The sequence below is a fragment of the Streptomyces sp. NBC_00212 genome, assembly GCF_045206365.1.
Lineage (GTDB): Bacteria > Actinomycetota > Actinomycetes > Streptomycetales > Streptomycetaceae > Streptomyces.
Genome location: NZ_CP108115.1, coordinates 3,560,252 through 3,585,319 on the forward strand (window position 1 = coordinate 3,560,252; position 25,068 = coordinate 3,585,319).

A 25,068-nucleotide genomic window follows, 5' to 3' on the forward strand; every position below is an offset into this window, starting at 1 on the left:
CACCGGCGGGGGCGGTCTCAGGTGCCCTCGCGGTGCCCCCACACGTAGACGCCGTCGCCCTGGCGCAGGGCGTCCCACAGTTTGCGCGCATCATCGACGCTGAGGTTCACACACCCGTGGCTGCCCTCCGAGGTGTACACGCTGTGGTAGACGGCGTGGAAGGCCTGCCCGCCGTCGAAGAACTGGGCGTACGGCATGGACTGGTGGTAGATCGACGACCAGTGGTTCTTGTGCCGCCAGTAGACCTTGTGCCACCCGCCCCGGGTGGGCAGCGAGGCCCGCCCGCTACGGACGGGCACGGGCCCGAAGGTGATTTTCTTCCCCACCTGCACCCACATCAACTGCCGCGTCAGATCCACGCAGGCCACCCGCTGTGCCTTCGCGGGGCAGTTGTGCGCGGCGTTGGGATTCTTGCGCGCTGACAGGAACTGCATCCGGGACCAGGTGACCGGCCCCGCGAACCCGATGGCCGGCGAAATCCCCTGCGCCTGCTGGAACTTGCGGATCGCGTCACAGTCGGCCGAGGACTGCCGCCCGTCCATCTTGAGCCCGAGCCACTGCTCGATCTGCCGCTGATACGGCCCGGCCTTGGCGGTACAACTGCCGGGCTTGGCTGCCACTTCGCTCTGCGGCACGTACTCGACGAGCCGGTACGCCTCCTCGGGCGCGGCAACCGGTTCGAGCCGGTCCTCGGCGGCGCCGGGCTGGTAGACGAGCGGGGGCAGCACCTGGTCGGGGGTGTCGAGGGGGCCGGCCTTCGGGTCGAGCGCCTCACCGGGGACGAGGGCCTCGGCGGTGGTGGTGTTGCCCGGCGCGGGGTCGCCGGCGGCGGGCGGCGCGGGGTTGCCCGAGGCAGGGTTGCCCGAGGCAGGGTTGCCCGGCGCGGGCGGGACGGGGGCCGCGGGTGCCGCGAGATGGCGGGGTGGCGGGGGCAGCGGGACGCCGGTGCCGGGCGCGGCGGCCCCGAGCGTGAGAGCGGCCGCGACCACCAGCCCGCAAGCCCCCCATTTCTGACGCTTATGAGGTTTCTGACGTTTTTGAAGAATTTGCGCTTGTCTCATAAGCCCAGAGAACCCCCGGCACCGGGCGTGTCGCGGAAGCCGCGCGGCGAATGTCACCCGGTGGCGGGGGTTGCCCTGGTGAGACCCGGTGGGGGGGGCGGCGGGCCAGGCCCTCACCCACCTGTGGACGGCCGGGCATCCCGCCAGGCGCAGCACCGGGCCGCGAACTCCTCCACGCTCGCGAAAATCCGGTCCGGGGCGGCGGGCTCCGGACCGCCCGGGGCCACGGCGAACGCCGCCGCGAGGGCCGCCGCCTGCACCCCGCCCCCGCGCCCGCCGACGTACCCGAACTCGGCGAGCGCGCTCCACAGGTCACCCCGGTGCCGCCGGAGGGCCTCGGCGAGGCGCTGCGGGGCGCAGGCCTCGCCCCGCACGGCGTACGAGGACGCCGCGCCAAGGCTCAACAACCCGGCGGAGGAGGCGAGTTGACCATCCTCGACGGCGACGACTTCCCTCTCAACCACCGCGATCCGCTCGACGGGCCCGAGGTCGGCGGGCACGGGCCGGACGACGGCGGTGAGCTCGTCCGCCATGGCCGGGGGCGCGGGGACGAGCACGGCGGCGGGGCCGAGGAGGAGCGCGGCGATGCCGCCGGGTTCCAGGGTGACGTGGGGGTGGTCCATGCGAGCCATGAAACCGCCGGGGGCGGCGGAGGGGGGGGTGCGCACACGCGGGGGCACGTCCGAGCCGCCTCAGCGGGCTGGGGGTCTGGTGCCGTTCGGCCTGCGGGCGGGTGGGTGGCTGGTCGCGCAGTTCCCCGCGCCCCTAGCAGCACTGACCCTGGCAGGGTCGAGCATCTTCAGCCCGTCCGGCGTTTGAGGACGAGCGCCCTTAAGGCGCGAACGGGGTCTGGGGCGGAGCCCCAGGAACGACCACCGGGCCGCACCCGGACATCTCACCCGCCCGAGCCGGCAACACATCCCGCCAAACCCCCGGCACCGCCTCAGCCACCCCGTACGCAGTCGCAGGCGCCCCCTGCGAGGCACGGCGCCCGGCCAGACCATGGAGGTACGCCGCCACCGACCCCGCATCCCGCGCCCGCAGCCCCGCCGCAAGCAGCGAGCCCGCAAGCCCCGACAGCACGTCGCCGCTGCCCGCCGTCGCGAGCCACGGCGTGCCGGTCGGGTTGACCCGTACCGGGCCGGCCGCGTCGGCGACCAGCGTGGTCGAGCCCTTGAGCAGCACCGTCGCCCCGTACCGCGAGGCCAGTTCGCGCACCGAGGCGAGCCGCTCCGCCTCGACCTTCTCGCGCGGCACCCCGAGCAGCGCGGCCGCCTCGCCCGCGTGCGGGGTGAGCAGGGTGGCCGCCGGGCGGGCCCGTACCGCGTCGGGGTCGAGACCGCGCAGCCCGTCCGCGTCCACCAGGACGGGCACGTCCGAGTCGAGGACCTCGGCCACACCCTGCTCGTCGCCCAGCCCCGGCCCCACCACCCACGCCTGCACCCGCCCGGCCTTCGCGGGCGAGTCGTCCGACACCAGGGTTTCGGGGAAGCGCGCGATCACCGCGTCGCCGCCGGGCCCGACGTACCGCACGGCGCCGGCCCCGCCGCGCAGCGCGCCCGCGACCGCGAGGACCGCCGCGCCGGGGTAGCGGGCCGAACCGGCGACGACCCCGACGACACCCCGCCGGTACTTGTCGCTCTCGGCGGCCGGAGTGGGCAAGAGGTCCGCCACGTCGGCGTGCTGGAGCGCCTCGACGCCGGGCACGGAGGGCAGGTCGAGGCCGATGGGGATGAGCCGCACGGCCCCCGCGTACTCGCGCGCCGGGTCGATGAGCAGCCCCGGCTTGTACGTCCCGAACGTGACGGTCGCGTCCGCCCGCAGCGCCTCGCCGGGCACCTCACCCGTGTCCGCGTCCACGCCGCTGGGGAGGTCGACGGCGACGACGACGGCGTTGGACCCGCGGGCCGCCCGGGCCAGGGGGATCGCGTCGGGACGCAGGCCGCCGTGGCCGCCGATGCCCGTGATGCCGTCCAGTACGAGGTCGGCGACGGCAAGCACCTCGAAGGGGTCGTCGGCGACGCGGCCACCGGCCCGGGTGAAGGCGGCGAGGCCCTCGGGGTGGGCGCGGTCCGGGTTGAGCAGCACCGCGCTGACGCCCGCGCCTCGGCGGGCCAGCCGGGCCCCCGCGTACAGGGCGTCGCCGCCGTTGTCCCCGCTGCCGACGAGCAGCACGACCCTGGCGCCGTAGACCCGGCCCAGCATGTCCGCGCAGGCCGCGGCCAGTCCGGCGGCGGCGCGCTGCATGAGCGCGCCGGGCGGGAGGAGGGCCATGAGCTCGCCCTCGGCGGCCCGAACGGTGTCGACGTCGTAGGCAGTTCGCATGCCGCCAACTCTCCCCCACCCCGCCCCTCCCCGCTGTGACATTTGCGGCTCCGCCGCGTGGCCGCCGGGGGTGGGGGTGCCCTGCCCGGCGCCCCCGGCTGCCAACGCCCTGCGGCTCCGCCCCTCGCCCCTAGCGGCACAGGTGCTGGTCAGCACTGGCATCTTCAGCCCGTCCGGCGTTTGAGGACGAGCGCCCTTAAGGCGCGATACGGGGTCTGGGGCGGAGCCCCAGTAGTCCATCCGCAGCCGAACCACACCCCCGGAGGCCACGCGGCGGAGCCGCAGAGTGTCACAGCGGGAAGGGGCGGGGAGGGGAAAACTCACCCCTCCGCGATCACCACCGCGGAAGCGACCCCCGCGTCATGGCTGAGCGAAACGTGCCAGTGCCGAACCCCCAGCTCCGCCGCCCGCGCGGCGACGGACCCGCGCACCCGGAGCCGGGGCTGCCCGCTCCCCTCCACGTACACCTCCGCATCCGTCCACAGCAGCCCGGCCGGCGCCCCCAGAGCCTTCGCGAGGGCTTCCTTCGCCGCGAACCGCACCGCCAGCGAGGCGACCCCTCGCCGCTCACCGCTGGGCAGTATCAACTCGTCCTCCACGAACAGCCGTTGGAGCATGGCGGGGGTCCGCTCGATGGACTCCCCGAACCGCTCGATCTCGGCCACGTCGATCCCGACACCAATGATCACGCGTTCACTCCACCGTCACGGACTTGGCCAGGTTGCGGGGCTGGTCGACCTCGTTGCCCCGGGCCGTGGCCAGCTCGCACGCGAAGACCTGGAGCGGCACGGTCGCCACGAGCGGCTGGAGCAGCGTGGGCGTGACCGGAATCCGGATCAGATGGTCCGCGTACGGCGCCACCGCCTCGTCCCCCTCCTCCGCGATCACGATCGTCCGCGCCCCCCGCGCCCGGATCTCCTGGATGTTCGAAACGATCTTGTCATGGAGCACCGACCGCCCCCGGGGCGAGGGAACGACCACGACCACCGGCAGATCCTGCTCGATCAGCGCGATCGGGCCGTGCTTCAGCTCCCCCGCCGCGAACCCCTCGGCATGCATGTACGCCAGCTCCTTGAGCTTGAGCGCACCTTCGAGGGCGACCGGGTAGCCGACGTGGCGGCCGAGGAAGAGCACCGTGTTCTTGTCGGCGAGCGAGCGCGCCAACTCCCGTACGGGCTCCATGGTTTCGAGGACGCGGTCGACCTCGGTGGCGATCTCGGCGAGGTCGTGCACGACGGCCCGGACCTCGTCGCCCCACTTGGTCCCGCGCACCTGCCCGAGGTACAGCGCGACCAGGTAGCAGGCCACCAGCTGGGTGAGGAAGGCCTTCGTCGAGGCGACGGCGACCTCGGGGCCCGCGTGCGTGTAGAGGACCGCGTCCGACTCGCGCGGGATCGTCGACCCGTTGGTGTTGCAGATCGCGAGGACCTTCGCGCCCTGCTCGCGGGCGTGCCGCAGCGCCATCAGCGTGTCCATGGTCTCGCCGGACTGCGAGATGGCGATGACGAGCGTGCGCTGGTCGAGGATCGGGTCCCGGTAGCGGAACTCGCTGGCCAGCTCCGTCTCGCACGGAATCCGCGTCCAGTGCTCGATCGCCAGCTTCGCGATCATGCCCGCGTGGTAGGCGGTCCCGCACGCCACGATGACGACCTTGTCGACCTCGCGCAGTACGGAGTCGGGGATGCGCAGCTCGTCCAGGGTCAGCGAGCCCGCCGCGTCGATCCGGCCGAGCAGCGTGTCGGCGACGGCCTTGGGCTGCTCGGCGATCTCCTTGAGCATGAAGTAGTCGTAGCCGCCCTTCTCGGCGGCGGAGGCGTCCCAGTCGACGTGGTACGCCCGGGTCTCGGCCGGCGCCCCGGCGAAGTCGGTGACGGTGACGCCGTCCCGGCGCAGCTCGACGACCTGGTCCTGGCCGAGTTCGATCGCGGAGCGGGTGTGCGCGATGAACGCGGCGACGTCCGAGGCGAGGAAGGCCTCCCCCTCGCCGACACCCACCACCAGCGGCGAGTTGCGCCGCGCGCCCACCACCACGTCCGGCTCGTCCGCGTGCACCGCGACCAGCGTGAACGCGCCCTCAAGCCGTCGGCACACCTGCCGCATGGCCTCGGCCAGGTCCTCGGCCGAGGAGTGGCACTCGGCGAGGAGGTGCGCGACGACCTCGGTGTCCGTCTCGGAGTCGAGCTGGTGGCCGCGCTCGGCGAGCTCGGCCCGCAGCGCGGCGAAGTTCTCGATGATCCCGTTGTGTACGACGGCGACCCGCCCGGCGTTGTCCAGGTGCGGGTGCGCGTTCGCGTCGGTCGGCCCGCCGTGCGTGGCCCACCGGGTGTGCCCGATGCCGGTCGACCCGGCGGGCAGCGGCGCCTCCAGGAGCGCCTTCTCCAGATTGACCAGCTTCCCGGCCTTCTTGGCCGCGGCGAGCCCGCCGTCCGCGAGGACCGAGACGCCCGCCGAGTCGTATCCGCGGTACTCAAGCCGCTTGAGCCCCGCCACGACGACGTCCAGCGCCGACTGCCCGCCTACGTAACCCACGATTCCGCACATAGAAACCCCTCCATGGCCGCCCGACCAGCGACTTAAGGTGTCACTTACCGCCCCTGGCACCCTCTGGGGGCCGACGGGGAGCTCCAACTCCCACCGACCCACGCATCGAGCGCTCCGAGGCCACGAGTGCCCGAGTCCGGCATCACGCGCGGGCACGTCCGCGTACGTTCGCGCACGTTTCGCAGCGTGAAGGCCGGGTCCTCATGACCGAGCCACCTTGCCACGAGAACCGGCGACTCCCGCGCTTCGAGCGGTGTCGACGCGTAGGTGTGGCGCAGAACATGCAGCCCGGCGCCTGCCGCCGCCGAGCCCCGATCCTGACGGCCCGTCACCCAGCCCCTCGCGCCCGCCGCCCCGCCCCACCGAGCGCGGCGTTCACGGTCCCCCTAATCGGAGAGTTCGGCTCGCCACGGGCGGGGCCACTCCCCAGAGGGCGGAGGATCTCCAGCGATGCCGAGGTCCCGTCGCGCATGGGCATAGAAGTCGTCCCGCGCCGCACTCGCCACCCGGTGAGCCGTGGACCAGGCCTCGATCTCCGCATGGCCCTCTCGCACCAGCAGTTCGATGGTCCACACCGATTCATGCCATCGCCGAGCCGCTGCGATCGTCGCCGCGTCCCCCACGAGCAGGACCGACTCCCACTCGGCCGCACGACGGGACTCCGCCTCGGCAAGCAGAGGCAAGCCCTCGGCAGGCTCCAGCGGGTCGGCAACGTCCGAGAACCCGTGGGCTGCGCCGATGCGCTGAGCAATGCGAAGTTGCGCCTTCAGGACGTTGCCGTACCGGCCGTATGTCTCGAAGCGCTTCTCGTCCCACCGCTCTTCGCGTTGCCTCCGCCACCTGCGGCTCTCGGTCATGCTCTGGGCCGCGTACGAGGCTGCCGCCCCGACCACGACACCTATCAGCGCGGGTAGTTGATCAACAAGCACCGTTCCCCCCGAGGACCGCTGGATCACGTTCGCCACTTGCTCACAGCCCGGAAACCCATACCCATGAATCTCACTCAGTCCACTCGCCGCACCATCCGCAGCCGCCGAAGACCATCACGAGCACGGAACCGGGCCGCATCACGCCGCGCCCCTCGCGCCGTCGTCGAGGCGGAACCACACGGCCTTGGACTCGGGGAGCAGGCCGCCGTACCGCGTCACGCCCCACCGGTCCGTGAGCTCCTGCAAGATGCACAGCCCATAGCCGCTCACCGGTACGTCGGCGAGCTGCCGCGCATCGACCAACTCCCTTGGCCAAGGCTCCCTTTGGGGCTCATCATCGCGCACGGAGATCACGACGTAGCCCTCGGCGAGCGTCACGACAACCTGCACCAACGGGGAGCGGGTGTGCCTGTGCACGTTGCCCACCACCTCACTCACGCACAGGGCCGCGGACTCCGTGAGCCCCGCATGCCCGGTCGCGCCCAGCAGCGCGCACACCATGGCGCGGACCTCGCGGGCAGCCGTGTCCCGGTTGGCGGTCGACAGGCGGTGTGTTCTGGATGAGGCGGTATCAGGTGGTGCGGGAGGCGTTAAGGCTGCGATCGTCATTTCGTCCCTTCCCAACGCGGTTGTAGCTCGCGCGTTGCCGGTGGACCGTGGCAATGGCCACCTCCAGGAGCGCGCCAACTCGGCGCGCAGCGGCTGCACTTCGGCCGTCCGGCATAGCGAAGCGGTGCTGGAATGAAGGTAGCGTGCCTGTCTCACATGTTGTACCCATTCAGCTCAACTATGGAACGAGTGGACCACCATTGCGGTACGGGGCCACACTGAGGGCCGACAGAAGGGGAACCAGATGCCGCCGAGGAAGGTTCCGACCGCACGGCAACGCAGGTTGGGTGCAGAGCTGCGAAAGATGCGCGAGCACGCCGGCCTGCAGCTCACCGACGCCGCCGGGCTCCTGGGGACGGATCGCACCACGATCAGCAACAGCGAATCGGGACGGTTCGGCTTGAGCGGTGACCGCGTTCGCAGTTGGGCCGCCCTCTACCAGTGCCCCGATCCCAAGTACGTCGAGGCGCTGGTCGCCATGGCGGAGGAACGCATCAAGGGCTGGTGGGACGACTACCGCGGACGACTGTCGAGCGGCGCACTCGATCTGGCCGAACTCGAAGCGAACGCGGCCGGGTTGCGCGGGGTCACGATCATGCACGTACCCGGACAGCTCCAGACCGAGGAGTACGCTCGCGCCGTGTTCGAGGAGGCCGTGCCACCTCTGAGCGCGGTCGACCTGCGCACTCGCCTGTCACACCGCCTCAAGCGTCGCGACGTACTCGATCGCCCCGAGCCCTTGCACTGCACCTTCCTCATCCACGAAGCCGCGCTGCGCATGCAGTACGGCGGCCCAAAGGTCGCCCGCGCACAGCTCGACCACCTCCTCAAGGAGTCCGAGCGCGACAACGTGATCGTGCGCGTGATCCCGTTCGCGGTCGGCGGGTTCCCGAACGCGGGGAGTTCCACCCTCTACGTCTATGGCCTTGTGCCGCAGCTCGATACGGTGCAGATGGACACCCCAACAGGCCCGGCGTTCCTGGACACCGAAACCCTTCTCGCCAACTACCGAGCCGTACTCGACCGCACCGAGGAGCGATCGTTGGCCCCGGCCAAGTCGCGAGACTTCATTCACGGAATCGCACAACAAGCATGAAGGCGTGGAGACAGTGGAAATAACGTGGCAAAAGTCCTCGTTCTCGACGGACTCGGAGGGCAACTGCCTGGAGATCGCAGAAGTCGGCGACGAGATCCTGCTTCGCGAGAGCGACAACGGCAACGTGATCGTGCGCACCAGCCGGGAGAAGCTCCGCGCTTTCCTGCTGGGCGCCCAGGCCAACGAGTTCGACCACTTCGTGAAGTAGCCCCGCTCCCACCGCCCCCCCCCGCCTGATGACGGGGGGGCTTCCGCTTGCCGTACAACGAGTTGACATATGCCGTCTCACTCGTTAGACGTCAAACAGTTGATACACATCTGTAGCCAGCGCTACGGTCGCAGGGCGATACCGCGCCGGGCGCATGTGCGGAACGACAGCCTCGCGCGGCTCAACTCTCCACGCCATCAAGCCTGTTGGGGGAGAGTCGCCAGCGGTCGCCCTCTCCCCCACCTGCCGGTTGGCGGGCAGAGAGGGCGGCCCCGACCTCGCACTGGAGGGCGGCCCATGCATTCACTGCGCGCACCATCAGAGCGAGCCAGCGGGGTGGCTCCACCGGGCCCGGCTCTCGCAGAGGCCCGCATCCAGCACAGGTACCTGTACGAGGTTCTGCTCTACCGGGCCGCCGAGGACAAGACACCCCGCCTGGCCCGAAGCGCCGTACTGGATACGGCGTCCCGGGCTATCCGCGCGCTGCGTCTCGACCTGCGCGCCGGACACGTATTCGCCATGACCCCTCAGGAATCGCGCCGGGCCGTCCAATGGGCCGACGAGGGATTCGTTTCCGCCCGCGCCCTGCTCGGACTCGGCGAACCCGTCGGATTCACCCTCCGCCTCCACACCGGCGAAATCGCCGAATGGACCGTTCGACCGGCTATTTTCCTCTGCCTGACGTCCACCGACTGGTGTGATCCGCAACCCCAACTCCGCGACACAGAACCGGACTTGATGACATTCCCACGAACCCCCTCGCTCGCCCCTGCGTAAGGGGCACGGGTTGCCCATGGGGCAGGGCGAGAAGCCTCGCGGTGTCCGGATCGGTACCGCGGAGCGTCACCTTCCCTCGCGCGGTGGTGACAGGCCGTGGAACGCGGTGCCAGAGTGAGCGCCCACGCAACCCTTGCGGGACTCCGGCCGGACCCCGTCCCTGTTGTTGCCCCCGGTGCCCGCCTTCTGCGGCGCCGGGCTCCTGGAGCACGCCTCAGCATGCCCCGCCGGTGTCACGCCGGGCCGCGGGCCGGAGAGGGAAACTCGATGGGTTCATGGCAGTGGAACGACCAGCAGAGGCCCACCAGCACGGTCGGCGTCCGGGCCACGGCCGGCGCCGTCACCATGAAGGACGATCCGCAGGCACCCCAGCGGCCGTACGTCTTCGTACGCGGCCTGGACTCGAAGCTGCACGTCAACTGGTGGGACGGCAAGGCGTGGCACTGGAGTGCCCAGGGCGCGCCGAGCGGGCGCAGCATCATCGAGAAGGTCGGCGCGGTCACGGTCCAGGACAGCCCGAACGCGGCGCAGCGGCCGTACGCGTTCGTCATCACCGACGACTCGAAGCTGTACGTGAACTGGTGGGACGGCTCCAAATGGAACTGGAGCGACCAGGGCACCCCCAGCGGCCGCCTGGTACGTGAAGGTGCCGGGGTCGTCACGGTTCAGGACAATCCCGGTGCGCCGCAGCGGCCGTACGTCTTCGTCATCACCGACGACTTCCGGCTGTGGGTCAACTGGTGGGACGGCTCGAAGTGGAACTGGAGCGACCAGGGCACGCCGCCCAGCCGCACCATCTCCCGCCCTCTCGGCGTCACGACCATGCGGGACAACCCGAACGCCTTCACCCGCCCGTACGCCTTCGTGATCACCGACGACTCCCGGGTATGGGTCAACTGGTGGGACGGCTCCAAGTGGAACTGGAGCGACCAGGGCGCGCCGTCGGGCCAGCCGGTCAAGAAGGGCGCCGGAGTCATCAGCGTCCAGGACAACCCCACCGCGGTGGAGCGGCCGTACGTCTTCGTCCAGGGCTACGACTCGAAGCTCTACGTGAACTGGTGGGACGGCTCCAAGTGGAACTGGAGCGCCCAGGGCGCCCCCAGCGGTCGGCTCATCCTCGACTCCGTGGGCACCGTCACCATGAAGGACACCCCCAACGCCTTCAGCCGCCCCTACGTCTTCGTCATCGGCGACGACTCCAAGCTGTACGTGAACTGGTGGGACGGCAAGGCGTGGAACTGGGCCGCACAGGGCACCCCGGCGGGCCGCGTCATCGAGCGCCCCGGTGAAGCGATCACGGTCCAGGACAACCCGAACGCGGCGCAACGCCCCTACGCCTTCGTGATCACCGACGACTCCGACCTCCAGGTCAACTGGTGGTCCCTGCCCTAGGGCCTGTCCGCAGCCACCGGCGGGCTCCCCAGAGGGCCCGCCGTCCGGTACGCCTCCCCCTCCGTCCGGATTCAGGACGGAGAGGGAGGCCGAGTGACCCACCCCACCCCCCACGCAGGTCATACAGCCGCAACAATGGACCCGTGATCACTTCGCCGCCACGGAGCGCCCACCGCAAGCCGGAGGCGACTCCCTACGTGGACCTGACGCGCGCAGAGTGGAGCGCCCTGCGCGACAAGACGCCGCTGCCGCTGACCGCCGACGAGGTCGAGCGGCTGCGCGGGCTCGGTGACGTCATCGACCTCGACGAGGTGCGCGACATCTATCTGCCGCTGTCCCGGCTGCTCAACCTGTACGTGGGGGCCACCGCCAATCTGCGCGGCACCCTCAACACGTTCCTGGGCGACGCGGGCAACGGGCACGGCACCCAGCGCGGCACCCCGTTCGTCATAGGGGTCGCCGGTTCCGTGGCGGTCGGCAAGTCGACCGTGGCGCGACTGCTCCAGGCGCTGCTCGCCCGCTGGCCCGAGCACCCCCGGGTCGAGCTGGTCACCACCGACGGCTTCCTGTACCCGATGGCCGAGCTCCAGCGCCGCGGCCTGATGTCCCGCAAGGGCTTCCCCGAGTCGTACGACCGCCGGGCCCTGACCCGGTTCGTCGCCGACATCAAGGCGGGCAAGGACGAGGTCACCGCGCCCGTCTACTCGCACCTGATCTACGACATCGTGCCGGACGAGCGGCTCGTCGTGCGCCGCCCCGACATCCTGATCGTGGAGGGCCTGAACGTCCTGCAGCCCGCCCTGCCCGGCCAGGACGGCCGCACCCGGGTCGGCCTCGCGGACTACTTCGACTTCAGCGTGTACGTGGACGCGCGCACCGAGGACATCGAGACCTGGTACCTCAACCGCTTCCGCAAGCTCCGCGAGACCGCCTTCCAGAACCCGTTCTCGTACTTCCGCAAGTACACCCAGGTCTCCGAGGAGGAGGCCCTCGACTACGCCCGGACGACCTGGCGCACCATCAACCGGCCCAACCTGGTGGAGAACGTGGCGCCCACGCGCGGCCGCGCCACCCTCGTCGTGCGCAAGGGCCCCGACCACAAGATCCAGAAGATCTCGCTCCGTAAGCTCTGAGGCCCTGTACCGGTCGACGGCAGCCCCGGATTCCGGAAACGCGAAAGCGCCGGCCCACCCCTCAAGGGCGGACCGGCGCTCGCGCCAACTCCCTTAACCCAGCGCCGACTTGACGACGTCGGCCAGGCGGCCGGCCACCGAGCGGGCCTGCTCGATGTCCGCGGCCTCGACCATCACGCGGACCAGCGGCTCGGTGCCCGAGGGGCGGAGCAGCACCCGGCCGGTGGCGCCCAGCTCGCGCTCGGCCTCGGCGACGGCCGCGCCGAGGTCGGCGGAGGTGGACACCCGGGACTTGTCGACGTCGGGGACGTTGACCAGGACCTGCGGCAGGCGCTCCATGACCCCGGCGAGGTCGGCCAGCGTGCGGCGGGTGGCCGCGAGGCGGGCGGCCAGCATGAGGCCGGTCAGCGTGCCGTCACCGGTGGTCGCGTGGTCCAGGATGATCACGTGGCCGGACTGCTCGCCGCCGAGCGCGTACCCGTGCTCCTTCATCGACTCCAGGACGTAGCGGTCGCCGACCGCGGTCTGGACGAGCTGGATGCCCTCGCGCTCCATGGCGATCTTGAAGCCCAGGTTGGACATGACGGTGCCGACGACGGTGTTGCCGCGCAGCGTGCCCGCCTCGCGCATGGCGAGGGCGAGGACCGCGAGGATCTGGTCGCCGTCGACCTCGTTGCCCGCGCCGTCCACGGCCAGGCAGCGGTCGGCGTCGCCGTCGTGCGCGATGCCGAGGTCGGCGCCGTGCTCCACGACGGCCGCCTTGAGGAGGTCGAGGTGGGTGGAGCCGCAGCCGTCGTTGATGTTGAGCCCGTCCGGCTCGGCACCGATCGTGACGACCTCGGCGCCGGCCCGCGTGAACGCCTCCGGCGAGACCCGGGCGGCCGCGCCGTGCGCCTCGTCCAGGACGACCTTGAGGCCGTCGAGACGGTTGGGCAGCACGCCGATGAGGTGCGCGACGTAGCGGTCGAAGCCCTCGTCGTACGAGCGGACACGGCCCACACCGGCGCCGGTCGGGCGCTCCCACGGCGCGCCCGTGCGGTGCTGCTCGTAGATCGACTCGATGCGGTCCTCCAGCTCGTCGGCGAGCTTGTGGCCGCCGCGCGCGAAGAACTTGACGCCGTTGTCCGGCATGGCGTTGTGGCTGGCCGAGAGCATCACGCCGAGGTCGGCACCCAGCACGCCGGTGAGGTACGCCACCGCAGGGGTGGGCAGCACACCGACCCGCAGGACGTCCACGCCCGCGCTCGCGAGGCCCGCGACGACCGCGGCCTCCAGGAACTCTCCCGACGCCCGGGGGTCACGACCGACCACGGCGGTCGGCCGATGCCCCTCAAAGGTCCCCGCCTCGGCGAGCACGTGCGCCGCCGCGACCGACAGGCCGAGCGCGAGCTCAGCCGTCAGATCCGAGTTGGCGACACCGCGCACGCCGTCCGTGCCGAAGAGTCGTCCCACGTCTGTCCTCCGAAAACCTCAAAGTGCGGGGTAGATAGACGAACGCCCCGGCAGCACAGAGAAGTGCTGCCGGGGCGAACGAAAGCCGTACAGGCAGGCGCGGATTTAGCGCTTGCTGTACTGCGGAGCCTTGCGGGCCTTCTTGAGACCGGCCTTCTTGCGCTCGACCGCACGGTCGTCGCGGGAGAGGAAGCCGGCCTTCTTGAGGGCGCCGCGGTTGTTGTCCACGTCAGCCTCGTTCAGCGCGCGGGCCACGCCGAGGCGCAGGGCGCCGGCCTGACCGGACACGCCGCCACCCGAGATGCGGGCGATGACGTCGTAGCGGTTGTCGAGTTCGAGCACCTTGAAGGGCTCGTTGACTTCCTGCTGGTGGACCTTGTTCGGGAAGTAGTCCTCGAGCGTACGCCCGTTGATCTTCCACTTGCCGGTGCCCGGAACGATCCGGACGCGGGCGATGGCGTTCTTGCGACGACCCAGGCCGGCGGCCGGCTGCGGGTCACCGAACCGGGAAGCCATCGACTCGGAGGTGTACTCGCCCTCGACGGGCACCTCGGACTCGAAGGTGGTCACTTCGGCGTAGGTCTCGTCGCCCTCAAGCGGGGTCTCGACGGTGGTCTCGGCCACGATTCTCCTCAGATTTCTTTACGTCTTAGGGGGTGGCCGGAACTACTGCGCGACCTGGGTGATCTCGAACGGCACCGGCTGCTGGGCAGCGTGGGGGTGCTGGTCGCCCGAGTAGACCTTCAGCTTCGAGAGCATCTGACGGCCCAGGGTGTTCTTGGGGATCATGCCCTTGATGGCCTTCTCGACGGCCTTCTCCGGGTTGTTCGCCAGGAGGTCGTCGTAGCGCACCGAGCGGAGGCCGCCCGGGTAGCCGGAGTGGCGGTAGGCCATCTTCTGGGTCTTCTTGTTGCCGGACAGGTGAACCTTGTCGGCGTTGATGATGATGACGAAGTCACCCATGTCCATGTGGGGCGCATAGACGGGCTTGTGCTTGCCCCGGAGGAGGTTCGCGGCGGTGGTCGCCAGACGACCCAGGACGACGTCCCGGGCATCAATGACGTGCCACTGGCGAGTGATGTCGCCGGGCTTGGGGCTGTACGTACGCACTTCGTAGCCTTCGCTTCTTAGTGGATGGGGTCCAAACACGCTGCACCCTGAAGCGATCATGCAGCTGGGACTCACAGTGCCGGGGACGCTGCCCGTATGCGAGTCACTGGTAACTGCTCCAGAGAACTTGCGTAAGGGCTCTTCGCGTGAGAACGACAGAGCCAATACGCATAACAAACCTGAACGATACCCGGGCGCCCCCTGGCGGGTCAAAACCGCCCGGGCCCGACCTGGCCGAATTCCGCCACATCGGGCCCTGGCCTGCACAAACGCCCTACCTCGCCCGCTCCACCCGGCGCTCGTCCCACACCGGCTCCGCCGTCTCGCGCACCACGCCGTCCGAGCCGAAGACCAGATAGCGGTCGAACGTCTTCGAGAACCAGCGGTCGTGGGTGACGGCGAGCACCGTGCCGTCGTACGACTCCAGACCGTCCTGGAGGGCCTCCGCCGACTCCAGGTCGAGGTTGTCCGTCGGCTCGTCGAGCAGCAGCGCGGTCGTGCCGGCCAGCTCCAGGAGCAGGATCTGGAAGCGGGCCTGCTGGCCGCCGGACAGCTTGTCGAAGGGCTGGTCCCCCTGCCGCTCCAGCTCGTAGCGGCGAAGGACCGACATCGCGGCCCCGCGGTCCTTGGCGTGCTCGCTCCACAGGATGTCGACGAGCGTGCGCCCGAGCAGCTCGGGGTGGGCGTGGGTCTGCGCGAAGTGCCCGGGCACGACCCGCGCGCCCAGCTTCCAGTTCCCGGTGTGCGCCACCGACTGATCCCCCGCGAGCAGCCGCAGGAAGTGCGACTTCCCGGAGCCGTTGGAGCCGAGGACGGCGACCCGCTCGCCGTAGAAGACTTCGAGCGAGAACGGCTTCATGAGGCCGGTCAGCTCAAGGTTCTCGCAGGTCAGGGCGCGCACACCGGTACGGCCACCGCGCAGCCGCATGGTGATCGCCTGCTCGCGCGGCGGCTCCGGCGGCGGGCCCGCCTCCTCGAACTTCTTGAAGCGGGTCTGCATCGCGTGGTAGCGCGAGGCCATGTCCGGGCTGATCGCCGCCTGGTTGCGCAGCCGAAGGACCAGCGCCTTCAGGCGGGCGTGCTCCTCGTCCCAGCGCCGCTTGAGCTCCTCGAAGCGCGCGAACCGCTCCCGGCGCGCCTCGTGGTACGTGCCGAATCCGGCACCGTGCACCCACACGTCCGTCCCGGCGGGGCTCGGCTCCAGGCTCACGATCCGCTCGGCGGCCCGCGAGAGCAGCTCCCGGTCGTGCGAGACGAACAGCACGGTCTTACGGGTCTCCCGCAGCCGCTCCTCCAGCCAGCGCTTGCCCGGCACGTCCAGATAGTTGTCCGGCTCGTCCAGGAGCAGCACCTCGTCGGGCCCGCGCAGCAGCGCTTCGAGCACCAGCCGCTTCTGCTCACCGCCGCTGAGCGTGCGCACCTCGCGGAACTGCGCCTTGTCGTACGGCATCCCGAGGGCGGCCATGGTGCACATGTCCCAGACCGTCTCGGCCTCGTACCCGTGCGCCTCGGCCCAGTCGCTGAGCGCCTGCGCGTACTTCATCTGCGCGGCCTCGTCGTCGACCGTCATGATCAGGTGCTCGGCCGCGTCGACCTCGGCCGCGGCCTTCCGGATCCGCGGCTGCGCGACGGAAACCAGCAGGTCACGCACCGTACGCTCGTCGCGTACCGAGCCCACGAACTGCGGCATCACGCCGAGCCCGCCGCTCACCGACACCGATCCGCCGTGCGGCTGGAGCTCGCCGGAGATCATGCGGAGCAGCGTCGTCTTGCCGGCCCCGTTGGCGCCGACCAGCGCCACCACGGAGCCCTCCGCCACCCGGAACGAGGCGTCGCCGAGCAGCACCCGCCCGTCCGGCAGGTAGTACTCCAGATGTGCAGCCTCAAGATGTCCCATGGGCGGATTGTCGCGCAGGCCCTGCCCCTCTGGACAATCGAATTAAGAGCCTGTGTCTAAACCCCGTCCGGATCAGGCCGCGGCGTCTGGTGCGTGCGATCGCAAGGCGCCGGAGCGTCCTCGATGGGGGTACCCCCTGGTCTTCAAGACCTTGGGGGAGGAGCTACTAGGGCGTTTCGGCAACGCGGCGAGCGTGCGTGCCAGACGCCGCGGACCCGGGCGGGGTTTAGACACAGGCTCTAAGATGCGCGGCATGAGCTTTGGGCAAGGGGGGCCCGCGTGGGGCCCGGGGGATCAGCAGACACCGGACTGGGCGGCGCTCGCCGATGCGTCGGCCGCGCGCAGCCGGCGAAAGAAGTGGCTGTTCATAGGCGGCGGCGCGGTCGCGACGGCGGCGGTCGTCGCGGTCGTGGCCACCGTGATCGTCAACGCGGGCAACAAGGACGACGGCAAGTCGGCCAGTGAACTGCCCTCTCCCCCGGCGCTGCCCAGCAACAGCGCGCAGCCGGGGCCCTCGTTCTCGCAGGTGGCCCCGCCGCCCCCGCCCAACCCGTACGACTACGTCTCCAACGCGAAGAAGGACACGGCGCCGCTGAGCGCCGACACCCTCTTCCCGGGCAAGAGCCTGACGCTGGGCAGCGGCGTCTACGCCAAGGGCCCGACCGACAAGGTCACCGACTGCGCCTCGGTCACCCAGGGTTCGCTCGGCTCGGCCCTCAACGGCAACGGCTGCCGCCAGGTCATCCGGGCCACGTTCACCAAGGACGGCATCGCGGTCACCGTCGGCGTCGCCGTGTTCGACACGGACACCGCGGCGACGAAGGCCAAGGAGCAGGCGAACGGCGGCATCGCGTCGCTCTCCGGCTCGGGCGTGAACACGTTCTGCCGGGGCGGTTCGGTCTGCCGCAACACCGCCAACTCCTATGGCCGGTACGCCTACTTCACGACCGGCGGCTTCGCCAACGGCAAGAGCGTGACGAAGGCCGACGGGGCCGTGTTCACGGCGGGCGACGAGCTCGCGAAGTTCACCTTCGACCAGATCGTCGCCCGCGGCCGCAACCAGGCCTCAGCAGCAGCCACCCGGCCCGCCGCCTGAACTCCCGGGCAGCGTACGCATGTTGCGCGCCTCCTTGCTGCGCGCGGCGAGCAACTCGTCGGCGGGGTAGCCGACTTCCTCCAGGGTGAGGCCGTGCGGCTTCACCACGTGCACGGAGGAGTCGCGCACCGCCGCCGCGAGGACCTTGCCGGGCCACTCGGGGCCCCGGTGGCCGTCGCCGACGTACAACAGCGCGCCCACGAGCGAGCGCACCATGTTGTGGCAGAAGGCGTCCGCGCGCACGGTCGCGGTGACGATCCCGTCGTCGCCGCGCACCCAGGAAAGCTCCTGGAGCGTGCGGATGGTGGTGGCTCCTTCCCGCTTCTTGCAGTACGCCGCGAAGTCGTGCTCGCCGAGCAGCGCGGCGGAGGCCGCGTTCATGGCGTCGACGTCCAACTCCCAGTCGTGCCACAGGACATGACCGCGCAGCAGCGGGTCGACTCCGCCGACGTTGTCGGTCACCCGGTACGCGTACCGCCGCCAGATCGCCGAGAACCGCGCGTTGAAACCGCTCGGGGCCTCGGCGATGCGCCAGATCCGAACGTCGTGCGGCAGCCGCCCGGCCATGCGCCGCAGCAGCTTCTCGCGGTGCTCGGCCCACACGCCCTCGGGCAGGTCGACGTGCGCGACCTGCCCGCGCGCGTGCACGCCGGCATCGGTGCGCCCGGCGACGGTCAGGTCGTACGTCACGTCGGAGCGCGTCACCGTGCGCAGCGCGTCCTCGATCTCGCCCTGCACGGTCCTGCGCCCCAGCGGCTGCCGGGCCCAGCCGGAGAAGTCCTTGCCGTCGTACGACAGATCGAGCCGCACCCGGACGAGGCCGGGCTCCACCTCATCACTCACGTAACAGATCCTCTCAAAGCATCCACACAGCAGAACGGGCCCGCCCCCCGAAGGGAACGGGCCCGTTCACCAGCCTTCAGAACGCTTACGCGTCCTTCGCCTCGGCGTCCTCGACGACCTCGGCCTCAGCGGCCTTGGCGTCGGACTCCTTGACGGCGCGCACGGTGGCGGCCTCGGCCTCGGCGACGGTCGCCTTCTTGGCGATCTCGCCCTCGACCAGCTCGATCACGGCCATCGGAGCGTTGTCACCACGACGGTTGCCGATCTTGGTGATACGGGTGTAACCACCCGGACGCTCCTCGTAGCGGGGCGCGATCTCGGTGAAGAGGGTGTGGACGATGCCCTTGTCGGTGATCGTCTGCAGCACCAGGCGACGGTTGTGGATGTCGCCCTTCTTCGCCTTGGTGATCAGGCGCTCGGCGACCGGACGCAGGCGGCGGGCCTTGGCCTCGGTCGTCGTGATGCGGCCGTGCTCGAAGAGCGACTTCGCCAGGTTGGCGAGCATCAGACGCTCGTGAGCGGCACCGCCACCGAGGCGGGCACCCTTTGCGGGACGCGGCATGTTGTTTCTCCTAGTGATCTGCACCGGCCGTACGAGGTACCGATGTCAGTGTCCGAGCAGGCGGTTACCTGTCGGAGACCCGCGCCCCCAAAGGGGCGCGGGGAACTGCGCGACCAGCCGAGGCCGGCCCGCAGACGAAGACCGTCAGTACTGCTCGGTCTCCACGAAGCCGGCGTCCGCGTCGTCGTCCGCGCCGAACGCGTCAGCCGCGGCGGTCGGGTCGAAGCCGGGAGGCGAGTCCTTCAGCGCGAGGCCCATACCGGCCAGCTTCGCCTTGACCTCGTCGATCGACTTCGCACCGAAGTTGCGGATGTCGAGCAGGTCCGCCTCGGAGCGCGCCACGAGCTCACCCACGGAGTGGATGCCCTCACGCTTGAGGCAGTTGTACGAACGAACGGTGAGCTCAAGCTCCTCGATCGGCAGCGCCAGGTCGGCGGCGAGGGCGGCGTCCGTGGGGGACGGGCCCATGTCGATGCCTTCGGCGTCGATGTTGAGCTCGCGCGCCAGACCGAACAGCTCGACCAGGGTCTTACCGGCCGACGCCATGGCGTCACGGGGACGCATGGCCTGCTTGGTCTCGACGTCGACGATCAGCTTGTCGAAGTCGGTGCGCTGCTCGACACGGGTCGCCTCGACCTTGTACGTGACCTTGAGCACCGGGGAGTAGATGGAGTCGACCGGGATGCGGCCGATCTCCTGGCCCAGCTGCTTGTTCTGCACGGCGGAGACGTAGCCGCGACCGCGCTCGACGGTCAGCTCCATCTCCAGCTTGCCCTTGCCGTTGAGCGTGGCGAGCACCAGGTCGGGGTTGTGCACCTCGACACCGGCCGGCGGGGCGATGTCAGCAGCGGTGACCAGGCCGGGACCCTGCTTGCGCAGGTACATCACGACCGGCTCGTCGTGCTCCGAGGAGACGACCAGCTGCTTGATGTTCAGGATGAGGTCGGTGACGTCCTCCTTGACGCCCGGCACGGTGGTGAACTCGTGCAGGACACCGTCGATCCGGATGCTGGTGACAGCGGCACCGGGGATCGAGGAGAGGAGCGTACGACGCAGGGAGTTGCCGAGCGTGTAGCCGAAGCCCGGCTCCAGGGGCTCGATGACGAACCGCGAGCGGTACTCGTCAACAACCTCTTCGGTCAGCGAAGGGCGCTGAGCGATAAGCATGTGGAGATCCTTCAGTCATGGGCACCCACTATTTGATGCCCTGCTGGGTTACTGCGTACTGCAAGGGTACGGGCGGCACGCCTCAAAGGAGCCGTACCGCCCGAACCTCAAGGCAATCCTTGAAGCAGCCGTGCGTCAGACGCGGCGGCGCTTCGGGGGACGGCAGCCGTTGTGCGGCGTCGGGGTGACGTCCTGGATCGAGCCGACCTCCAGGCCAGTGGCCTGGAGGGAGCGGATCGCGGTCTCCCGACCGGAGCCCGGGCCCTTGACGAAGACGTCAACCTTGCGCATGCCGTGCTCCTGCGCGCGGCGGGCGGCCGACTCGGCGGCCATCTGCGCGGCGAACGGAGTCGACTTGCGGGAGCCCTTGAAGCCGACGTGGCCGGCGGACGCCCAGGAGATCACGTTGCCCGAGGGGTCCGTGATCGAGACGATGGTGTTGTTGAACGTGCTCTTGATGTGCGCGTGGCCGTGAGCGACGTTCTTCTTTTCCTTGCGGCGCACCTTCTTGGCAGCGCCCTGACGACCCTTGGGGGGCATGTCTTACTCCAGCTGGAGAGGGGAGGTGATCGGTCCTACAGCGAAGACCGCTGAAAAGCGTCCGCTGTGGACTACTTCTTGCCCGGCTTCTTCTTACCGGCGATGGCGCGACGCGGGCCCTTGCGGGTACGAGCGTTCGTGCTGGTGCGCTGACCGTGGACCGGCAGACCACGACGGTGGCGCAGACCCTGGTAGCAGCCGATCTCGACCTTGCGGCGGATGTCGGCGGCAACCTCACGGCGAAGGTCACCCTCGGTGCGGAGGTTGGCGTCCACGTACTCGCGGATCTTGACCAGGTCCTCTTCGGCCAGGTCACGAACGCGGGTGTTCGGGTTCACGCCGGTCGAGGCGAGGATCTCCTTGGACCGGGTACGCCCGATACCGAAGACGTAGGTGAGTGCGATCTCCACACGCTTTTCGCGCGGGATGTCAACACCGGAAACGCGTGCCATTTACTGGCTCCAGTTGTTTTCGGGGGTCTTCCGCAACACCGCTCCCGACCGCCGTACTAGGTACGTTTCGGGTCCCCGGCCCCCGCCGGAGGTGTCACCAGCCGGGGGAACCGGCCAGGTGGATGCTGCGTATGTACGTTTTGCTCGCGTCGCGGGAAGAACTGCGAAATGCAGGTCGGTCGGCGTGCGTCAGCCCTGGCGCTGCTTGTGGCGCAGGTTGTCGCAGATGACCATGACCCGGCCGTGACGGCGGATCACCTTGCACTTGTCGCAGATCTTCTTGACGCTCGGCTTGACCTTCATGGGATGTCAGGTTCTCCGGGTCAGTGCCACCGCCGCTGGAACAGCGACGTGGGCAAGATCTACTTGTACCGGTAGACGATCCGGCCACGCGTCAGGTCGTAGGGAGAAAGCTCCACCACAACCCGGTCATCCGGGAGGATGCGGATGTAGTGCATCCGCATCTTGCCGCTGATGTGCGCGAGGACCTTGTGACCGTTCTGGAGTTCCACCTTGAACATGGCGTTCGGGAGGGACTCGATCACGGTGCCCTCGATTTCGATGGCACCTTGCTTCTTGGCCACGCTTCGCCTTTCGAATCGGCTACCTTGATCGACTCCCGCAGCCGTGTGTGGACACACGGGTACACGAGAGCCGACGCATCAGTCTACGTCAGGGCACTCGAAAAGACGAATCAGATGAGTTTGCCCCGACGTGGAGATCGTTACGCCGCGGGGTCGGGGGCGATGGTGATGCCGTACTCCGCCAGCTTCGCCTTGCCGCCGTCCGGCATCGTCAGGACCAGCGGACCGTTCTCCGTCAGGGCGATGGAGTGCTCCCAGTGCGAGGACCAGGAGCCGTCGGTCGTGACGACCGTCCAGTCGTCCTCCAGGACCTCGGTGCGGGCCGTGCCCAGCGAGACCATCGGCTCGATCGCCAGGCAGAAGCCCGGGACGAGCTTCGGGTTGTGGCGGCCCAGCATGCGGCGCTTGTCGACGTAGTTCAGGAGGTGCGGGTCCATGTGCATCTCGGACCCGATGCCGTGGCCCCCGTAGTCCTCGACGATCCCGTACTTACCGGTCGAGGGGCGCGGCTGGCGGCGGATGTACGACTCGATCGCGCGCGAGACGTCCAGGAGCTTGTTGCCCTTCTTCACCGCGGCGAGGCCGGCCCACATCGACTCCTCGGTGACCCGGGACAGCTCGATCAGCTCGGGCGCGTGCCCGGTGCCGACGAAGGCGGTGTACGCGGCGTCGCCGTGCCAGCCGTCGATGATCGCGCCGGCGTCGATGGAGATGATGTCGCCGTCCTTCAGGACGGTCTTGTCGTCCGGGATCCCGTGCACGACGACCTCGTTGACCGAGGTGCAGATCGTTGCGGGGAAACCGCCGTACCCCAGGAAGTTCGACTTGGCGCCGTGCTCGGCGATCACCTTGCGGGCGACCTCGTCCAGGTCCTTCGTCGTGGACCCGGGCACCGCGGCCTCGCGGGTGGCGGCGTGGATCGCGGCGACGACCAACCCCGCCTCGCGCATCTTCGCGATCTGCTCGGGGGTCTTGATCTCCACCATGTGCGGCTCACGCCTTTCTGGACAGGTACGGGTCACCAACAACGATAAGGCTTCCCTGCCCACCCTTGACCGGGCAACCTCAGCCCGTCCGACCTCTTGCGTGCCGCCCATGCAGGCACACCCAGCCCGTCCGGCGTTTGAGGACGAGCGCCCTCAAGGCGCGAACGGGGTCTGGGGCAGAGCCCCAGGAGGCGACCACCGGCCCGCACGCAGAACGGCCGCGGCACCCCCGGAGGGGCACCGCGGCCGTAGGCAGCGTTGAGTGCGAGGACTACGCCGCTTCGCGGCGCAGCGCGTCCATCGCCTTCGTGGTGACCTCGTCGACCTTGCCGAGTGCGGAGATGGTGATGACCAGCCCCTGCGCGCGGTAGTAGTCGATGATCGGCTCGGTCTCGCTGTGGTAGACCTCAAGCCGCTTGCGCACGGTGTCCTCGGTGTCGTCACCGCGCTGGTACAGCTCGCCGCCGCACTTGTCGCAGACGCCGTCCTGCTTCGGGGCGTTGTACGCCACGTGGAAGACGTGCGCGCTGTCGTTGCGGCAGATGCGCCGGCCGGCGATGCGCTTGACGACCTCGTCCTCGGGGACTTCCAGGTCGAGCACGGCGTCCAGCTTCACGCCGTCCGCCTTCAGCACCTCGTCCAGCGCCTCGGCCTGCACCACGTTGCGCGGGAAGCCGTCGAGCAGGAAGCCGTTCACGGCGTCCGGCGCTTCCATGCGGTCCTTGGCCATCCCGATGGTGACCTCGTCCGGTACCAGGTTGCCGGCGTCCATGTACGCCTTGGCCTGCTTGCCGAGGTCCGTGCCCTGGCTGATGTTGGCACGGAAGAGGTCGCCCGTGGAGATGTGCGGGATCGCCAGGTTCTGGGCAAGGAACGCGGCCTGCGTTCCCTTGCCTGCACCGGGCGGTCCGACGAGGACGATTCGCATCAGCGGAGGAACCCTTCGTAATTGCGCTGCTGAAGCTGGCTCTCGATCTGCTTAACGGTTTCCAGACCCACACCCACGATGATGAGGATGCTCGTCCCGCCGAGCGGGAAGCTCTGGACGCCGCCGAAGATGATCAACGCCATTGTCGGTACGAGCGCGATCAGCCCCAGATACAGCGACCCCGGCCAGGTGATCCGGTTGAGTACGTAGCTCAGGTACTCAGCGGTCGGTCGGCCAGCCCGGATGCCCGGGATGAAGCCACCATACTTCTTCATGTTGTCGGCGACTTCCTCGGGGTTGAACGAGATCGCCACATAGAAGAAGGCGAAGAACACGATCAACAGGAAGTAGCTGACGATGTAGTAAGGATGGTCGCCCTTGGTCAAGTTGTCCTTGATCCAGGTCGCCCAGCCCGCCGTCGAGTTCGAGAACTGGACGATCAGCGCCGGAATGTAGAGCAGCGACGAGGCGAAGATGACGGGGATCACACCCGCCTGATTGACCTTCAGCGGGATGTAGGTCGAGGTTCCGCCGTACGACCGGCGGCCGATCATGCGCTTCGCGTACTGCACCGGGATGCGCCGCTGGGCCTGTTCGACGAAGACCACGAGCCCGACCATGACCAGGCCGACCAGCACCACGGTGCCGAACTCGATCCAGCCACCGGCGAGGTGGCCCTGCTTCTTGATGGCCCACAGGGAGCTCGGGAAGCTGGAGGCGATCGAGATGAACATCAGGATGGACATGCCGTTGCCGATGCCGCGGTCGGTGATGATCTCACCGAGCCACATGACGCAGGCGGTACCGGCGGTCATCGTGATGACCATCGTGATGGTGGTGAAGATCGACCGGTTCGGGATGATCTCCGTGGCGACCTGGCAGCCGTTGAAGAGCGCGCCGTTGCGGGCGGTGGCCACGAGGCCGGTGCCCTGGAGGATCGCCAGCGCGACGGTCAGATAACGCGTGTACTGCGTGATCTTCGCCGTACCCGCCTGACCCTCCTTCTTGAGGGCTTCCAGGCGTGGGATCACCACGGTCAGCAGCTGCAGGATGATGCTCGCCGTGATGTACGGCATGATGCCGAGCGCGAAGATCGTGATCTGCAGCAGCGCACCGCCGCTGAACATGTTGACCAGGCTGAACAGACCGCTGTTCTGCTGGGCCTGGTCCACACAGGTCTGTACGTTCTTGTAGCTCACCCCGGGCATGGGCACATGCGTACCGAGCCGGTAGATCACGATGATGCCGAGTGTGAAGAGCAGCTTCTTGCGCAGGTCAGGCGTCTTGAACGCCTGGGCGAACGCGGTGAGCACGGTGCCTCCTGCGACCCCCGCGCAAGTGCGTCAGGGTGACGGTCTTGAGGATCGACGAATAAGGACT

26 protein-coding genes are annotated in these 25,068 nt (G+C 69.4%); 5 read left to right on the top strand and 21 right to left on the bottom strand.

Features of this window, described 5'->3' with window-relative positions; all coding sequences use genetic code 11:
• Positions 1-17: 17 nt before the first annotated feature.
• The 7 genes from OHA17_RS16105 to OHA17_RS16135 form a co-directional block, all read right to left on the bottom strand.
• Positions 18-989 (bottom strand): L,D-transpeptidase family protein, encoded by a 972-nt coding sequence (locus tag OHA17_RS16105; protein WP_406507236.1) that lies wholly within the window; start codon positions 987-989, stop codon positions 18-20.
• Positions 990-1,174: 185 nt separating this feature from the next.
• Positions 1,175-1,684 (bottom strand): hypothetical protein, encoded by a 510-nt coding sequence (locus OHA17_RS16110; protein WP_406507237.1) that lies wholly within the window; start codon positions 1,682-1,684, stop codon positions 1,175-1,177.
• 208 nt (positions 1,685-1,892) lie between these two features.
• Positions 1,893-3,386, bottom strand: a complete 1,494-nt coding sequence (locus tag OHA17_RS16115) for an NAD(P)H-hydrate dehydratase (protein WP_406507238.1) — start codon at positions 3,384-3,386, stop codon at positions 1,893-1,895.
• Positions 3,387-3,706: 320 nt separating this feature from the next.
• Complete coding sequence (locus tag OHA17_RS16120) at positions 3,707-4,075, bottom strand: holo-ACP synthase (protein ID WP_406507239.1); 369 nt, start codon at positions 4,073-4,075, stop codon at positions 3,707-3,709.
• A 4-nt stretch (positions 4,076-4,079) separates the two neighbouring features.
• Positions 4,080-5,927 carry a glutamine--fructose-6-phosphate transaminase (isomerizing) gene (glmS, locus tag OHA17_RS16125; protein ID WP_406507240.1) on the bottom strand — a complete coding sequence of 616 codons (1,848 nt, stop codon included), beginning with the start codon at positions 5,925-5,927 and terminating at the stop codon, positions 4,080-4,082.
• A gap of 386 nt (positions 5,928-6,313) precedes the next feature.
• On the bottom strand, positions 6,314-6,892 hold the full coding sequence (locus tag OHA17_RS16130; RefSeq protein ID WP_406507241.1) for a hypothetical protein: 579 nt from the start codon (positions 6,890-6,892) through the stop codon (positions 6,314-6,316).
• A gap of 102 nt (positions 6,893-6,994) precedes the next feature.
• Positions 6,995-7,465, bottom strand: coding sequence for an ATP-binding protein (locus OHA17_RS16135; RefSeq protein ID WP_406507242.1), 471 nt, complete (start codon positions 7,463-7,465; stop codon positions 6,995-6,997).
• A 244-nt stretch (positions 7,466-7,709) separates the two neighbouring features.
• Between OHA17_RS16135 and OHA17_RS16140 the strand changes: the two genes are divergently transcribed.
• From OHA17_RS16140 to coaA, 4 genes are all read left to right on the top strand, one after another.
• Positions 7,710-8,561: a Scr1 family TA system antitoxin-like transcriptional regulator gene (locus tag OHA17_RS16140; RefSeq protein ID WP_406507243.1), complete on the top strand. Its 852-nt coding sequence runs from the start codon at positions 7,710-7,712 to the stop codon at positions 8,559-8,561.
• Positions 8,562-8,574: 13 nt separating this feature from the next.
• A complete protein-coding gene (locus tag OHA17_RS16145) occupies positions 8,575-8,769 on the top strand; it encodes a DUF397 domain-containing protein (RefSeq protein ID WP_053727631.1) in 195 nt (64 codons plus the stop codon).
• Between the two features lie 1,044 nt (positions 8,770-9,813).
• Complete coding sequence (locus OHA17_RS16150; protein ID WP_406507244.1) at positions 9,814-10,938, top strand: hypothetical protein; 1,125 nt, start codon at positions 9,814-9,816, stop codon at positions 10,936-10,938.
• Between the two features lie 143 nt (positions 10,939-11,081).
• Entirely contained in the window at positions 11,082-12,071 is a 990-nt protein-coding gene (gene coaA / locus OHA17_RS16155; protein ID WP_406507245.1) for a type I pantothenate kinase, read from the top strand.
• A 93-nt stretch (positions 12,072-12,164) separates the two neighbouring features.
• On the opposite strand, the gene glmM is transcribed toward coaA, so the two are convergent.
• The 4 genes from glmM to OHA17_RS16175 form a co-directional block, all read right to left on the bottom strand.
• A complete protein-coding gene (gene glmM, locus OHA17_RS16160; RefSeq protein ID WP_406507246.1) occupies positions 12,165-13,523 on the bottom strand; it encodes a phosphoglucosamine mutase in 1,359 nt (452 codons plus the stop codon).
• A 105-nt stretch (positions 13,524-13,628) separates the two neighbouring features.
• Positions 13,629-14,147, bottom strand: coding sequence for a 30S ribosomal protein S9 (rpsI, locus tag OHA17_RS16165; RefSeq protein ID WP_053727626.1), 519 nt, complete (start codon positions 14,145-14,147; stop codon positions 13,629-13,631).
• A 42-nt stretch (positions 14,148-14,189) separates the two neighbouring features.
• Positions 14,190-14,633, bottom strand: a complete 444-nt coding sequence (rplM, locus tag OHA17_RS16170) for a 50S ribosomal protein L13 (protein WP_053727625.1) — start codon at positions 14,631-14,633, stop codon at positions 14,190-14,192.
• A 274-nt stretch (positions 14,634-14,907) separates the two neighbouring features.
• Positions 14,908-16,530 (bottom strand): ABC-F family ATP-binding cassette domain-containing protein, encoded by a 1,623-nt coding sequence (locus OHA17_RS16175; RefSeq protein ID WP_398875692.1) that lies wholly within the window; start codon positions 16,528-16,530, stop codon positions 14,908-14,910.
• Between the two features lie 253 nt (positions 16,531-16,783).
• Between OHA17_RS16175 and OHA17_RS16180 the strand changes: the two genes are divergently transcribed.
• Positions 16,784-17,626, top strand: a complete 843-nt coding sequence (locus OHA17_RS16180) for a hypothetical protein (protein ID WP_406507247.1) — start codon at positions 16,784-16,786, stop codon at positions 17,624-17,626.
• On the opposite strand, the gene truA is transcribed toward OHA17_RS16180, so the two are convergent.
• From truA to secY, 10 genes are all read right to left on the bottom strand, one after another.
• Complete coding sequence (gene truA / locus OHA17_RS16185) at positions 17,597-18,469, bottom strand: tRNA pseudouridine(38-40) synthase TruA (RefSeq protein WP_406507248.1); 873 nt, start codon at positions 18,467-18,469, stop codon at positions 17,597-17,599. The two genes, OHA17_RS16180 and truA, sit on opposite strands and share 30 nt — an antisense overlap.
• An 85-nt stretch (positions 18,470-18,554) precedes the next feature.
• A complete protein-coding gene (gene rplQ, locus OHA17_RS16190) occupies positions 18,555-19,031 on the bottom strand; it encodes a 50S ribosomal protein L17 (protein ID WP_406507249.1) in 477 nt (158 codons plus the stop codon).
• Positions 19,032-19,175: 144 nt separating this feature from the next.
• A complete protein-coding gene (locus tag OHA17_RS16195; protein WP_010473911.1) occupies positions 19,176-20,198 on the bottom strand; it encodes a DNA-directed RNA polymerase subunit alpha in 1,023 nt (340 codons plus the stop codon).
• 135 nt (positions 20,199-20,333) lie between these two features.
• A complete protein-coding gene (gene rpsK, locus OHA17_RS16200) occupies positions 20,334-20,738 on the bottom strand; it encodes a 30S ribosomal protein S11 (protein ID WP_003956432.1) in 405 nt (134 codons plus the stop codon).
• A 71-nt stretch (positions 20,739-20,809) separates the two neighbouring features.
• Entirely contained in the window at positions 20,810-21,190 is a 381-nt protein-coding gene (gene rpsM, locus OHA17_RS16205) for a 30S ribosomal protein S13 (protein WP_053727621.1), read from the bottom strand.
• Between the two features lie 189 nt (positions 21,191-21,379).
• Positions 21,380-21,493, bottom strand: a complete 114-nt coding sequence (gene rpmJ / locus OHA17_RS16210; RefSeq protein ID WP_003956441.1) for a 50S ribosomal protein L36 — start codon at positions 21,491-21,493, stop codon at positions 21,380-21,382.
• A 59-nt stretch (positions 21,494-21,552) separates the two neighbouring features.
• Entirely contained in the window at positions 21,553-21,774 is a 222-nt protein-coding gene (infA, locus tag OHA17_RS16215) for a translation initiation factor IF-1 (protein WP_003956442.1), read from the bottom strand.
• Between the two features lie 140 nt (positions 21,775-21,914).
• Complete coding sequence (gene map / locus OHA17_RS16220; RefSeq protein ID WP_053727620.1) at positions 21,915-22,760, bottom strand: type I methionyl aminopeptidase; 846 nt, start codon at positions 22,758-22,760, stop codon at positions 21,915-21,917.
• 271 nt (positions 22,761-23,031) lie between these two features.
• Positions 23,032-23,688: an adenylate kinase gene (locus tag OHA17_RS16225; RefSeq protein WP_399489711.1), complete on the bottom strand. Its 657-nt coding sequence runs from the start codon at positions 23,686-23,688 to the stop codon at positions 23,032-23,034.
• Positions 23,688-25,001 carry a preprotein translocase subunit SecY gene (gene secY, locus OHA17_RS16230; protein WP_053727618.1) on the bottom strand — a complete coding sequence of 438 codons (1,314 nt, stop codon included), beginning with the start codon at positions 24,999-25,001 and terminating at the stop codon, positions 23,688-23,690. The genes OHA17_RS16225 and secY overlap by 1 nt, the downstream gene beginning before the upstream one ends.
• Positions 25,002-25,068 lie beyond the last annotated feature (67 nt).

Bases quoted from the DNA above. Each gene is read 5' to 3' on its own strand.
- OHA17_RS16195 (WP_010473911.1), bottom strand. From the start codon at position 20,198: ATGCTTATCGCTCAGCGCCCTTCGCTGACCGAAGAGGTTGTTGACGAG.
- OHA17_RS16140 (WP_406507243.1), top strand. From the start codon at position 7,710: ATGCCGCCGAGGAAGGTTCCGACCGCACGGCAACGCAGGTTGGGTGCA.
- rpsM (WP_053727621.1), bottom strand. From the start codon at position 21,190: ATGGCACGCGTTTCCGGTGTTGACATCCCGCGCGAAAAGCGTGTGGAG.
- map (WP_053727620.1), bottom strand. From the start codon at position 22,760: ATGGTGGAGATCAAGACCCCCGAGCAGATCGCGAAGATGCGCGAGGCG.
- glmS (WP_406507240.1), bottom strand. From the start codon at position 5,927: ATGTGCGGAATCGTGGGTTACGTAGGCGGGCAGTCGGCGCTGGACGTC.
- OHA17_RS16150 (WP_406507244.1), top strand. From the start codon at position 9,814: ATGGGTTCATGGCAGTGGAACGACCAGCAGAGGCCCACCAGCACGGTC.
- OHA17_RS16135 (WP_406507242.1), bottom strand. From the start codon at position 7,465: ATGACGATCGCAGCCTTAACGCCTCCCGCACCACCTGATACCGCCTCA.
- rplQ (WP_406507249.1), bottom strand. From the start codon at position 19,031: ATGCCGCGTCCCGCAAAGGGTGCCCGCCTCGGTGGCGGTGCCGCTCAC.
- OHA17_RS16115 (WP_406507238.1), bottom strand. From the start codon at position 3,386: ATGCGAACTGCCTACGACGTCGACACCGTTCGGGCCGCCGAGGGCGAG.
- OHA17_RS16110 (WP_406507237.1), bottom strand. From the start codon at position 1,684: ATGGACCACCCCCACGTCACCCTGGAACCCGGCGGCATCGCCGCGCTC.
- OHA17_RS16225 (WP_399489711.1), bottom strand. From the start codon at position 23,688: ATGCGAATCGTCCTCGTCGGACCGCCCGGTGCAGGCAAGGGAACGCAG.
- rpmJ (WP_003956441.1), bottom strand. From the start codon at position 21,493: ATGAAGGTCAAGCCGAGCGTCAAGAAGATCTGCGACAAGTGCAAGGTG.
- rpsK (WP_003956432.1), bottom strand. From the start codon at position 20,738: ATGCCCCCCAAGGGTCGTCAGGGCGCTGCCAAGAAGGTGCGCCGCAAG.
- OHA17_RS16180 (WP_406507247.1), top strand. From the start codon at position 16,784: ATGAGCTTTGGGCAAGGGGGGCCCGCGTGGGGCCCGGGGGATCAGCAG.
- OHA17_RS16175 (WP_398875692.1), bottom strand. From the start codon at position 16,530: ATGGGACATCTTGAGGCTGCACATCTGGAGTACTACCTGCCGGACGGG.